The sequence below is a fragment of the Burkholderia sp. MSMB1459WGS genome (assembly GCF_001534535.1).
GTDB lineage: Bacteria > Pseudomonadota > Gammaproteobacteria > Burkholderiales > Burkholderiaceae > Burkholderia.
Map to the genome: position 1 here is coordinate 23,937 of NZ_LPMU01000061.1, position 12,431 is coordinate 36,367.

The window sequence follows — 12,431 nt, forward strand, 5'->3', positions numbered from 1 at the left end:
GCGCGCGTCGTCAGCGCGCGGCGAGCCATGCGTCGACGCGCGCGAGCCCGGCGCGCAACGCGTCGAGCAGCGCGGCGTTGCCGGCCAGTGACCCCCACAGCGCGCGGTCAGTGCACAGCGCGACGACCGGGTCGTCGGCGTCGACGATCGCACGCGCGGCGCTTTCGTCCATCACGCCGTCCTGGTACGCATACGGCAGCGTGCCGCGTGCCCAGCGCTCGAGAAAGCGCAGGAACAGCGCGGGCAGCACGGCGGTGGCGACCGGCGCGGCGCCGCGCGCGAACGATTCGACGAGCGTCGGCGCGATGAAGCCGGGGATCTTCGAGAAGCCGTCGGCCGCGACGCGCTGGTTCGTGTCGAGCACGTACGGGTTGCCGAAGCGCTCGAGCACGACGTCGCGGTAGCGCGCGAGATCGAGCGGGCTCGGCGTCAGGCACGGGATCACGTCCTGCGTCACGTAGTCGTGCGCGAAGCGACGGATCGCCGCGTCGTGCGTGCCTTCGTGGATATACGTATGGCCCGCCAGCGTGCCGGCCCATGCAATGCAGCTGTGGGTCGCGTTGAGGATGCGGATCTTCGCTTCCTCGTACGGATGCACGTCGTCGACGAGTTCCGCGCCGGCTAGCTCCCAGCGCGGCCGGCCGGCCGCGAAACGATCCTCGATCACCCACTGGATGAACGATTCGCCCATCACCGGGCACGCGTCGTCGACGCCGGTGGCCGCGCGTACGCGCTTGCGCACGTCGGCGGTCGGGCGCGGCGTGATGCGATCGACCATCGCGCTGGGCGTCGCGACGTTCGCATCGAACCACGCGACGAGAGCCGTTTCGCCGCGCCGTTCGAGGAATTCGCGCATCCCCGCGCGAAAGCGTGCGCCGTTGTTGCGCAGGTTGTCGCAGCTTTGCAGCGTGAGCGGGCCGGCGCCGCGCCGCACGCGTTCGGCGAGCAGCGCCGCGAGCGCACCGTACAGCGTGGTGCGCGCGCCCTGCAGGTCGGCGGCGACATCGGCGTTCGCGAGGTCGAGCCGGTCGTGTTCGTCGAGGTAGTAGCCGCCTTCGGTGACGGTGAACGACACGATCCGGCAAGCCGGATCGGCGCCGGCGTCGATCAGCGCGGCGAGATCGATCGACCACGGCAGCACGCGCGTGATCGAGCGGATCGTCTCGTAGGCGCGCTCGCCTTGCGGCGTGACGGTTTCGAGCGTGTACGCGCCATGTTGCGCGGCGAGCGCGTCCATCGTCGCGCGCATGTCGTCGCGAATGTTGCCGACGGTCAGCGACCAGCGTTCGTCGGCCGGCACGGCCGCGTTCACGCGATGCAGATACCACGCCTGGTGCGCGCGGTGAAACGAGCCCGCGCCGATGTGCAGCAGCACGGGCGTGCGGGCGGAGGGCGAGTCGCTCATGCGGTGTCTCCTGTTCCTGCCTGTCTATCCTGTCGAATACGATCATTTGCTCTTTATGTGAGCGAATGATCGTATTCGGGCGAACGAAAGTCAAGGCGGGGACACGGCATTTCGATGGTGCGCTGCGGCGCGGGTGGGGCGGGCACGCGAGCAGGCGCGACGCAGCCGGCGGAAAAGCGTCAGCACCCCTCGCGCGTGAGCGCGACGAGTTCGTCGAGCAGCTTGCCGGCCGGCCCCGGCAGGATCCCGTGGCGGCGCCGGAATGCGGTGAGCGTGCGCACCGCGACCACTTCGCGCACCGGCAGCGTGTCGATCGTGCCGGCGCGCCGTTCGGCGCCGTACATTGGCTCGGCCATCCAGCAGAGGAATCCCGCATGCGCGACCAAGCTTTTCAGCGTCGTGACCGAGCGCGTCTCGACCGCGATGTCGGGCAACGGGAGGCCGTGTGCGTCGAAGGTCGCGCGCATATGGTCGAACGGCGCGGTGCCGCGCGGCGGAATCGCCCAGCGCGCATGCAGCGTATCGGCGAGCGTCGGCGGGCGGCCGAGCGCGCGCAGCGGATGGTGCGGCGCCGCAACGATATGGCTGCGATCTTCCCAGCGGCATTCGGGAATCGCGACGATCTCGTCGGTATCGGGCCCGTGCGCGGACAGCGCGAGGTCGATCTCGTGCTTGACCAGCCCTTGCGCGAGCCGGTCCCACACGCCTTCGATGATTTCGACGCGCAGGTTCGGCCAGCGGTCGAGCACGCGGCCGACCGCGACCGGCAGCACGAGGCTCGCGATGCTGCCCACCGTGCCGACCTTGATCGTGCCCTTCGCGAACCCGCGCATCGCGTCCAGTTCCTCGCGCGCATGCTCGGCCTCGTGCTGCAGCAGCGTCGCGTGCGGCAGCAACGCTTCGCCGAACGCGGTGAGCTGCACGCCCTTCGAATGGCGCTCGAACAGCGGCGCGCCGACCTGCTCCTCGAGCCGCTTCAGGATCCGGCTCAGCGCCGGCTGCGTGACGTGCAGCGCGTCGGCCGCGCGGCCGAGGCTGCCGCACGCGACGATCGTCGTGAACGCACGCAATTGTCGGAGATCGAAAGTCATGCCGGGACGTAATGGCTTTTCGCAGAAAATACAGTATCCGCGAATGGCTTGCGCTTCGATACTGTGGAAACCGCCAAGCCATCGAGGAGACGCCCGAGCATGTCCGGCACCCCGTCCCAATCCGCCGTATCGATCACCGTTCGCGATGCCGTCATCGACCTGTTTCGCCAGTTCGGCATCGACCGCGTGTTCGGCAATCCCGGCTCGACCGAGCTGCCGATGTTTCGCGACTTCCCCGACGATTTCCGCTACGTGCTCGGCCTGCACGAAGCCGTCGTGGTCGGGATGGCCGACGGCCATGCGCAGGCCACCGGCAATGCAGCGGTCGTCAACCTGCATTCGGCGGCGGGCGTCGGCAACGCGATGGGCAACCTGTTTACCGCGTTCAAGAACCGCACGCCGCTGATCGTCACCGCAGGCCAGCAGGCGCGCGCGATTCTGCCGTTCGATCCGTTCCTCGGCGCGACGCAGGCCGCCGAGCTGCCGAAGCCGTACGTGAAATGGAGCATCGAGCCCGCTCGCGCGCAGGACGTGCCGGCCGCGATCGCGCGTGCGTACCGTATCGCGATGCAGGAGCCGCGCGGCCCCGTGTTCGTGTCCATCCCGGTCGACGACTGGGACCAGCCGGCCGAACGGCTGCCGCGGCGCGACGTCAGCAGTATCGTGCGGCCCGATCCCGACGCGCTCGCGCGGCTCGGCGACGCGCTCGACGCCGCGCGGCGCCCGGCGTTCGTGGTCGGCGCGGCCGTCGATCGCGCGGGGGCGTGGGACGACGCCGTGCGTCTCGCCGAGCGGCATCGTGCGCGCGTGTACGTCGCGCCGATGTCGGGGCGCTGCAGCTTTCCCGAGGACCATCCGCTGTTCGCCGGCTTCCTGCCCGCGATCCGCGAGAAGATCGTCGCGCGGCTCGCCGGGCACGATCTCGTGTTCGCGTTCGGCGCGCCCGCGTTCACCTATCACATCGAAGGCTTCGGTCCGCACGTGCCGCCGGGCGCGATGCTCGTGCAGCTCGTCGACGATCCGGGCGTCGCCGCGTGGACACCGTCGGGCGATGCGGTCGTCGGCAACCTGCGGCTCGCCGCGCGCGATCTGCTGACGCGGCCCGCGCCGCCCGAGCGGCCGATGCCCGCGCTGCGCCCGCCGCACGTCCGTGTCGACACGCCCGCCGCCGGCGAGCGCATGTCGGTCGCGTTCGCGCTGCAGACGCTCGCCGACGTGCGCGACGCGCAGGACATCGTCGTCGAGGAGGCGCCGAGCGCGCGGTCGGTGATGCAGGAACATCTGCCGTTCACGCGCAGCGGCACGTTCTACACGATGGACAGCGGCGGCCTGGGCTACGGGATGCCGGCCGCCGTCGGCGTCGCGCTCGCGCAGCCGGGCCGGCGCGTGATCGGGCTGATCGGCGACGGCTCGAGTCTGTACTCGATCCAGGCGCTGTGGAGCGCCGCGCAGCTGAAGCTGCCGATCACGTTCGTGATCCTGAACAACCGGCGTTACGCGGCGCTGCAGGACTTCGCGCCCGTGTTCGGCTTCGGCCCCGGCGATCCGGTGCAGGGCACCGATCTGCCCGACCTGGATTTCGTCGCGCTCGCGCAAGGGATGGGCTGCCGCGGCGTGCGCGTCGCCGACGCCGCACGCCTGCGCGACACGCTGACCGACGCGCTGCGGGCCGCGACGCCGGTCGTCGTCGAAGTCGAGATTGCCTGACGCGCCGCGCGTGTCTTTCCGGAGATGCCATGCAAACCGTAGCGATGCTGATCGGCGGCGAACGCCGCCACTCGTCCGGCGGCGCGACCTTCGTGCGCCGCAACCCGCTCGACGGCGAAATCGCGTCGGTCGCGCCTGCGGGCACCGTCGACGATGCGTGCGCGGCGGCCGACGCGGCCGCGCGTGCGTTTCCCGAATGGGCCGTGCTCGGCCCCGGCGCGCGACGCGCATTGCTGCTGAAGGCGGCCGCCGCGCTCGAAGCGAAACACGAGCAGTTCGTCGCCGCGATGGCGGCCGAGACGGGCGCCTCCGCGCTGTGGGCCGGCTTCAACGTGAAGCTCGCGGCGAGCGGGCTCGTCGAGGCCGCGTCGCTCACCACGCAAGTCGGCGGCGCGCTGATCCCGTCCGACGTGCCCGGCTCGCTCGCGATGGGCGTGCGGCAGCCGGCCGGCGTCGTGCTCGGCATCGCGCCGTGGAATGCGCCGGTGATTCTCGCGACGCGCGCGCTCGCGCTGCCGCTCGCATGCGGCAACACGGTCGTGCTGAAAGGCTCGGAACTGTGCCCCGTCACGCACGGGCTGGTCGTCGAGGCGCTGCAGGAGGCCGGGCTGCCGCCGGGCGTCGTCAACTTCGTGACGAACGCGCCCGACGACGCGGGCGCCGTCGTCGACGCATTGATCGCGCATCCGGCCGTGCGCCGCGTGAATTTCACCGGCTCGACCCGGGTCGGGCGGATCGTCGCCGAAGCATGCGCGCGCCATCTGAAACCGTCGGTGCTGGAACTCGGCGGCAAGGCGCCGTTCGTCGTGCTCGACGATGCCGATCTCGACGCGGCGGTCGACGCGGCCGCATTCGGCGCATTCGCGAATTCCGGGCAGATCTGCATGTCGACGGAGCGCATCGTCGTCGACGCATCGATCGCCGATGCTTTCGCAGCGAAGCTTGCCGCCAAGGCCGCATCGCTGCCGCTCGGCGACCCGCGCCACGGGCCCGTCGTGCTCGGTTCGCTGATCGACGCGAAGGCCGTCGAGCGCTGCAACGCGCTGATCGACGATGCGCTCGCGCACGGCGCGACGCTGCTGTGCGGCGGCAAGGCCGACGGCACGCTGTTTCCCGCGACGCTGCTCGATCACGTGACGCCGGCGATGCGCATCTATGCGGAAGAATCGTTCGGCCCGGTGAAGGGTATCGTGCGCGTCGACGGCGAGGACGCCGCGATCCGCTGCGCGAACGACAACGCGTTCGGGCTGGCGTCGGCCGTGTTCAGCCGCGACGTCGCGCGGGCGCTGCGTATCGCCGCGCGCATCGAATCGGGCATCTGTCACGTGAACGGCCCGACCGTGCACGACGAGGCGCAGATGCCGTTCGGCGGCGTGAAGGACAGCGGCTTCGGCCACTTCGGCGGCCAGGCCGGCATCGCCGCGTTCACCGACCTGCGCTGGATCACCGTGCAGACGGCGCCGCGCCACTATCCGTTCTGACGAGGCCGCCGACGATGAGAATCGCGATTCTGGGCGCGGGCGCGATGGGCTCGCTGTTCGGCGGGCGGCTCGCCGAAAGCGGCGAAGCCGTCACGCTGATCGACGTGAACGATACGCATCTCGATGCCATCCGTCGCGACGGGCTGCGCATCGACGACGATCGCGGCGAGCGGCGCATTCGCACGCTGCAGGCCGTGCGGCCGGAAGTCGCGAACGCGCACGCGGCCGCCGCGCCCGACACACCGTTCGACCTGCTGATCGTTTTCACGAAATCGCTGCACACGCGGGCGGCGCTCGACGGCGTGCGCGCGCTGCTGACGGCGGGCACGTTCGTGCTGACGCTGCAGAACGGGCTCGGCAACGTCGAGACGCTGAATGCGTTCGTACCGATCGAGCGCATCCTGGTCGGCGTGACGACGTGGCCGGCCGATGCGGCCGGCCCCGCGCACGTGCGCTCGCACGGCGCCGGCACGATCCGCATGATGACGGCCGACGGCGCGGCGCGCCCGTTCGCGACGGCCGTGGCCGACGCGTTGTCGCGCGCGGGGCTCGCGTGCACGCTCGATCCCGACGTGTGGGCCGCGATCTGGGAGAAGGTCGCGTTCAATGCGGCGCTCAACACGCTGTGCGCGGCGACGGGCTGCACCGTCGATCAGCTTGGCCGTCATCACGACGGGCCGCGGCTCGCGCTGGCGATCGCGGCCGAGACTGCCGCCGTCGCGCGCGCGAAGGGCATTGCGGTCGACGGCGAACGCATTGCGCGCAACGTCGAGCATGCGATCCTCGAACATCGCGGCCATCGCCCGTCGATGCTGCAGGACGTGCTCGCGGGCCGCCGCACCGAGATCGACGCGATCAACGGCAAGGTCGTCGCGGCCGCGCGCGAAGCGGGCGTCGCGGTGCCGCATGCCGAGACGCTGCTCGCGCTCGTCCGGCTGATCGACGCACGGAAGAACTGAGCAGCAGGCCGGCGGCCGGCTGGCGCCGCGTGACGAGACGGATGCCGCGCACGCGGGGCGATGGCGCCGGATCGTGAAGAGCAGGACAGGACGCCGGCGCCGATGCATGCGCACCGGCCGGCTGCGCAGTACGAGATCCGGGCACGCGTGTGCGCCAGCCCGGACAACAGGAGGCGCCATGAAAGCCATCGAATACCGTTGTCTTGCCGCGCGCCGTTCGCGCACGTTGCCGCCGACGTGCGGCGCCCGGGAGGTCGCATGAGCACGCGCGACCCGCTGGACGGACGGCTGCCGCCGTCGGTCGACGTCGGCACGACGCTCGACGACGGGCCGTTCACGGCGATGCAGCGCGGCGTGGTGCTGCTCGCCGCGCTCGCGATCGTGCTCGACGGCTTCGACGGCCAACTGATCGGTTTCGCGATTCCCGTGCTGATCCGCGAATGGGGCATCACGCGCGGCGCGTTCGCGCCGGCCGTCGCGGCGGGGCTGATCGGAATGGGTATCGGCAGCGCGTGCGCGGGGATCGTCGCGGATCGCTTCGGCCGCCGCCAGGCCGTGATCGGCAGCGTGTTCCTGTTCGGCATCGCGACCTGCGCGATCGGGTTCGCGCCCGACGTCGCGACGATCGCGATGCTGCGCTTCTGTGCAGGGCTCGGGATCGGCGGCGCGCTGCCGACGGCCACCACGATGACCGCCGAATACACGCCCGCGCGGCGCCGCACGATGATGGTGACCGCGACGATCGTTTGCGTGCCGCTCGGCGGGATGCTGGCCGGCCTGTTCGCGCACGAGGTGCTGCCGCGCTACGGCTGGCGCGGGCTGTTCTTCGCGGGCGGCGCGTTGCCGCTCGTGTTCGGCTTCGTGCTCGTGCGCGCGTTGCCCGAATCGCCGCGCTATCTCGCGCGGCGCCCCGCACGCTGGCCGGAACTCGGCGCGCTGCTCGCGCGAATGCAGCGGCCGGTCGCGCCCGGCACCGTGTTCACCGATACGAAGGACGCCCGCGCGCCCGGCAGCCGCGGCGGCTTCGGCGCACTGTTCGCGAGCGGCCACGCGCGCGACACGATCGCGCTGTGGTGCGCGTTCTTCATGTGCCTGCTCGCCGTGTACGCCGCATTCAGCTGGCTGCCGACGATGCTCGCGGCGAGCGGGTTGAGCGTGTCGGTCGCAGGCTCGGGACTCACCGCGTACAACCTCGGCGGCGTGGTCGGCGCGCTGCTGTGCGCGTGGGCGATCGCGCATGCGGGGTCGCGCTGGCCGCTCGTGCTGTGCAGCATCGGCGGCGCGGCGAGCGCGGTGTGGCTGATGGGCGTCGATGCGAGCCGCCATACGGGCTGGCTGATCGTCGGGCTCGGCTTGCACGGGCTGTTCGTCAATGCGGTGCAGTCGACGATGTATGCGCTGTGCGCGTACATCTACCCCACGGCCGTGCGCGCGACGGGCACCGCGAGTGCGCTCGCGTTCGGCCGGCTCGGCGCGATCCTCAGCGCATTCGCGGGCGCGATCGTGATCACGGCGGGCGGCGCGGGTGCCTACCTGACGATGCTGGCCGTTGCGATGGGTGTGGTCTGCGTCGCGCTGCTCGCGGTGCGGCGGCACATTCCGCGGCTGTCGCGCGCGCATGCGCCGCCGCGCGAAGGGGAGGAGCTCGCTCGGACGTCGTCGTGACGGCGCCCGAGCGACGTGCGTTACAGCGTGGTGCGCACGTGCCAGAGTTCTGGGAACAGCACGACGTCGAGCATCTTGCGCAGGTACGGCGCGCCGCTCGTGCCGCCGGTGCCCTGCTTGAAGCCGATGATGCGCTCCACCGTCGTCACGTGACGGAAGCGCCACTGGCGGAACGCATCCTCGAGATCGACCAGTTCCTCGGCCATCTCGTACAGTTCCCAGTGCTGCTGCGGATGACGATAGACCTCGAGCCACGCGGCCTCGACCGTTTCGTCGTGACGCGTCGGCTGCGTCCAGTCGCGATCGAGCCGCTCGGGCGCGATGGGGAACCCGCGCCGCGCGAGCAGGCGCACGACCTCGTCGTAGAACGACGGCGCCTCGAGCGTCGCGCGCACCTGTTCGAGGATGTCGGGCCGGTGCGCATGCGGCTGCAGCATCCGCGCGTTCTTGTTGCCGAGCAGGAATTCGAGCTGGCGATACTGATACGACTGGAAGCCCGACGACTGGCCGAGATACGGCCGCATCGCCGAATACTCGGACGGCGTCATCGTCGACAGCACGTTCCACGCCTGCACCAGTTGCTCGAGGATGCGCGACACGCGCGCGAGCATCTTGAACGCGGGCGGCAACGCGTCGGCGCGCACCGCATCGAGCGCGCCGCGCAGCTCGAACAGCGCGAGCTTCATCCACAGCTCGCTCGTCTGATGCTGGATGATGAACAGCATCTCGTTGTGATCGGGCGACAGCGGATGCTGCGCGTCGAGGATCGCATTCAGCGACAGGTAGTCGCCGTAGCTCATCGACTTCGAGAAATCGAGCTGCGCGTCGTGCCAGCCGCCTTCAGCGGCATCGCCCGGCACGTGCGGCGCTTCGTGCGCGGCTTGCGCCGGCTGGGCCGCACGTGCGCCCGAGAACGGACAGCCTGCCGGCGCGTCGCCGCCGGGGGGCTGCATATGACCAGAATTCACGACTTTCTCCAGATTTGAATGACGAACGCGCGGCGCATGCACCGGCGGCGCGCCGCGCAAAACCGCTCAGGTCACCGCGCCGCGTTCGGCGAACTCGGGCGCCTTCCACGCGTCGGTGGCGAGGATGTCGCGCAGCGTCTCGACCGCGTCCCATACGTCGGCGAAGCGCGTATAGAGCGGCGTGAAGCCGAAGCGCAGCACGTACGGCTCGCGGTAGTCGCCGATCACGCCGCGCGCGATCAGCGCCTGCATCACTTCGTAGCCGTGCGGATGCTCGAAGCTCGCCTGCGAGCCGCGCTGGTGATGCGCGCGCGGCGTGACGAGCTTCAGCGACAGGCCCGCGCAGCGTTCTTCGACGAGCGCGATGAACGCGTCGGTCAGCGCGAGCGACTTGCGGCGGATCGTCTGCATGTCGGTCTGCAGGAATACGTCGAGCCCGCATTCGACCATCGACATCGACACGATCGGCTGCGTGCCGCACAGGAAGCGCGCGATGCCCGGATCGGGCGCGAAGCCCGGCTGCATCGCGAACGGTGCACGGTGGCCCCACCAGCCCGACAGCGGCTGCGAGAAATGCGCGAGATGGCGTTGCGGCACCCACACGAACGCGGGCGAGCCGGGGCCGCCGTTCAGGTACTTGTACGTGCAGCCGACCGCGCCGTCCGCGCGTGCGCCGTTCAGGTCGACCGGCACCGCGCCGGCCGAGTGCGCGAGATCCCACAGCATCAGCGCGCCCGCGTCGTGCACGAGCTGCGTGACGGCCGGCATGTCGTGCATGTAGCCGGTGCGGTAGTTCACGTGCGTGATCATCGCGACGGCCGTGTCCGCGCCGAGCGCGTCGGGCAGGTCGGCCGGATCGTCGATCAGGCGCAGCTCGTAGTGGCCGCCGAGCTGCTCGATCAGCCCTTGCGCGATGTACAGGTCGGTCGGGAAGTTCGAGCGTTCCGACACGATCACGCGGCGCTCGGGCGCACGCTCGGCCTGGTGGCGCAGCATCGCCGATAGCAGCTTGAACAGGTTGATCGAGATGGTGTCGGTGACGACCGTCTCTCCGGGCGCGCCGCCGATCAGCGTCGCGAGCTTGTCGCCGAGGCGGCGCGGCAGCGCGAACCAGCCGGCCGTGTTCCAGCTGCGGATCAGGCCTTCGCCCCATTCGGCGCCGATCGCCTGCTGCGCGCGGGCAGCCGACGCGCGCGGCTGCGCGCCGAGCGAGTTGCCGTCGAGGTAGATCACGCCGTCGGGCAGCGAGAACTGGTCGCGCAGCGGGGCGAGCGGGTCGTCGCGGTCGAGCGCGAGCGCGTCTTCACGGGTCTTGATCATCATGATGGGGGTCGTAGGTCGGGTAATCAGGAAGCCTGCGAGGAAGCCCGCGCGGGCAGTGCGCGCAGCACCGCGCGCACGGGGCTCGCGTCGAGCGTCGCGAATTTCAGCGGCAGCGCGATCAGTTCGTAGTCGCCGGCCGGCACGTCGTCGAGCACGATTCCTTCGAGGATCGCCATCCGGTGCGCGCGCACGCGGCGATGCGCATCCATGGTCTTCGATTCCTGCGGATCGAGCGACGGTGTATCGATGCCGATCAGCTTCACGCCGTGCGCGGCGAGCAGGTCGACGGTGTCGGGCGCGACCGCGCAGAAATCGCTGTCCCACTGCTCGACGCTGGCGTGCTCGTACGTGCGCAGCAGCACGCGCGGCGGCACGCCGTCGAGCGCGGCCGCGACGTCGGCCGGCTGTACGACCGGCGATGCGCCGATGCAATGGATCACGCGGCACGGGCCGAGATAGGTGTCGAGCGGCACCGCGCCGATCGGCGCGCCGTCGGCGTCGTAGTGCAGCGGCGCGTCGCAGTGCGCGCCCGTGTGCGGCGACAGCGTCAGGCGTGCGACGTTGACCGGCGAACCGGCCTCCATCCGCCACACGCGTTCGACGGAAACCGGCGTATCGCCCGGCCACACGGGGGTGGCGGGGCTGACGGGCGGCGAGATGTCCCAGAGTGTGTCCATGGCGTGACGAATCGTGAGTCGATCATTCGAATGATAGGTGGACGCTCGCAGAAAGTGCTTGCGAAATAAACATGGACAATCCGCCGGATTGGCAGATAATTCGACTCAGAGGGAAAACGGGGACCAAAAATGCACGCGATCACGCTCGATGCCACCGACTGCCGGATTCTGGCGGTACTGCAGGAGGAGGGCAGAATCAGCAATCTCGACCTGGCCGAACGCATCTCGCTTTCGCCATCCGCCTGCCTGCGCCGCATGCGCCTGCTCGAGGAGCAGGGCGTGATCGAGCACTATCGCGCGTGCCTGAGCCGCGAGAAGCTCGGCTTCGAGCTCGAGGCGTTCGTGCAGGTGTCGATGCGCAACGAAGAGAATCAATGGCACGAGCGCTTCGCGGAAGCGCTGCGCGAATGGCCGGAGGTGGTCGGCGCGTTCGTCGTGACGGGCGAGAGCCACTATCTGCTGCGCGTGCTCGCGCACAACCTCAAGCACTATTCGGATTTCGTGCTGAACCGGCTCTACAAGGCGCCGGGCGTGATGGACATCCGTTCGAACATCGTGCTGCAGACGCTGAAGGACGAAGCCGGCGCGCCGGTCGGCCTGGCGCGCACGGGGGCGATCAAAGCGGTGTGAGGCCGTGGAAGCCGCCGCCGTGGAACACGAGCGGCGGTGCCGTTTCCGATACCGCGCGCACGCCGCAGCGTTCCACTTCGCCGACGAAGATCACGTGGTCGCCTTCGTCGTAGCGGCTGCGGTTGTGGCATTCGAACCACGCGAGCGCGCCGTCGAGCACGGGCATTCCCGAGTTGCCGGCCGCGTGCGCGATCCCTTCGAAGCGGTCGCCCTTGTAGGTCGAGAAGCGTTTGCACAGGTCGAGCTGCGACGCCGCGAGCACGTTCACCACGTAATGGCTGTTGCCGCGGAACACGGGCGTCGACGCCGATTTGTGCGCGAGGCTCCACAGCACGAGTGGCGGATCGAGCGACACCGAATTGAACGAGCTGGCGGTGATGCCGATCAGCTGGCCGGACGGCGCCTGCGTCGTGATCACCGTCACGCCCGTCGCGAACTGGCCGAGCGCCTGCCGGAAGGCGGCCGAGTCGAAATCCGGCGGATTGGCGTGGCTCATCGGGCAGCCATCCGGAACGGAACGGGCGG

The 12,431-nt window shown here is 70.2% G+C and carries 11 protein-coding genes; 5 read left to right on the plus strand and 6 right to left on the minus strand.

Going from position 1 to position 12,431, the window contains the following annotated elements:
• Positions 1 to 10 precede the first annotated feature (10 nt).
• Together dalD and WT97_RS22900 are read right to left on the minus strand one after the other, a co-directional pair.
• Positions 11 to 1,405 carry a D-arabinitol 4-dehydrogenase gene (dalD, locus tag WT97_RS22895; RefSeq protein WP_059795714.1) on the minus strand — a complete coding sequence of 465 codons (1,395 nt, stop codon included), beginning with the start codon at positions 1,403 to 1,405 and terminating at the stop codon, positions 11 to 13.
• 179 nt (positions 1,406 to 1,584) lie between these two features.
• Positions 1,585 to 2,496: a LysR family transcriptional regulator gene (locus tag WT97_RS22900; RefSeq protein ID WP_060354488.1), complete on the minus strand. Its 912-nt coding sequence runs from the start codon at positions 2,494 to 2,496 to the stop codon at positions 1,585 to 1,587.
• A gap of 99 nt (positions 2,497 to 2,595) precedes the next feature.
• On the opposite strand from WT97_RS22900, the gene mdlC reads away from it, so the two are divergent.
• From mdlC to WT97_RS22920, 4 genes are all read left to right on the plus strand, one after another.
• Positions 2,596 to 4,203 carry a benzoylformate decarboxylase gene (gene mdlC / locus WT97_RS22905; RefSeq protein WP_059795717.1) on the plus strand — a complete coding sequence of 536 codons (1,608 nt, stop codon included), beginning with the start codon at positions 2,596 to 2,598 and terminating at the stop codon, positions 4,201 to 4,203.
• A gap of 29 nt (positions 4,204 to 4,232) precedes the next feature.
• A complete protein-coding gene (locus WT97_RS22910) occupies positions 4,233 to 5,684 on the plus strand; it encodes an aldehyde dehydrogenase family protein (RefSeq protein WP_059795719.1) in 1,452 nt (483 codons plus the stop codon).
• A 14-nt stretch (positions 5,685 to 5,698) separates the two neighbouring features.
• Entirely contained in the window at positions 5,699 to 6,643 is a 945-nt protein-coding gene (locus WT97_RS22915; RefSeq protein ID WP_060354489.1) for a ketopantoate reductase family protein, read from the plus strand.
• 258 nt (positions 6,644 to 6,901) lie between these two features.
• A complete protein-coding gene (locus WT97_RS22920; protein WP_060354490.1) occupies positions 6,902 to 8,308 on the plus strand; it encodes an MFS transporter in 1,407 nt (468 codons plus the stop codon).
• A 20-nt stretch (positions 8,309 to 8,328) separates the two neighbouring features.
• On the opposite strand, the gene kynA is transcribed toward WT97_RS22920, so the two are convergent.
• The 3 genes from kynA to kynB form a co-directional block, all read right to left on the minus strand.
• On the minus strand, positions 8,329 to 9,261 hold the full coding sequence (gene kynA / locus WT97_RS22925; protein WP_059504632.1) for a tryptophan 2,3-dioxygenase: 933 nt from the start codon (positions 9,259 to 9,261) through the stop codon (positions 8,329 to 8,331).
• An 81-nt stretch (positions 9,262 to 9,342) separates the two neighbouring features.
• Entirely contained in the window at positions 9,343 to 10,596 is a 1,254-nt protein-coding gene (gene kynU / locus WT97_RS22930) for a kynureninase (protein ID WP_373557137.1), read from the minus strand.
• A gap of 26 nt (positions 10,597 to 10,622) precedes the next feature.
• A complete protein-coding gene (gene kynB / locus WT97_RS22935) occupies positions 10,623 to 11,276 on the minus strand; it encodes an arylformamidase (protein ID WP_059504635.1) in 654 nt (217 codons plus the stop codon).
• A gap of 129 nt (positions 11,277 to 11,405) precedes the next feature.
• On the opposite strand from kynB, the gene WT97_RS22940 reads away from it, so the two are divergent.
• Positions 11,406 to 11,906, plus strand: coding sequence for an Lrp/AsnC family transcriptional regulator (locus tag WT97_RS22940; protein ID WP_006477992.1), 501 nt, complete (start codon positions 11,406 to 11,408; stop codon positions 11,904 to 11,906).
• Here the strand turns inward: WT97_RS22940 and WT97_RS22945 are convergent.
• Positions 11,893 to 12,402, minus strand: coding sequence for a flavin reductase family protein (locus tag WT97_RS22945; protein WP_034208238.1), 510 nt, complete (start codon positions 12,400 to 12,402; stop codon positions 11,893 to 11,895). The two genes, WT97_RS22940 and WT97_RS22945, sit on opposite strands and share 14 nt — an antisense overlap.
• Positions 12,403 to 12,431: the final 29 nt, after the last annotated feature.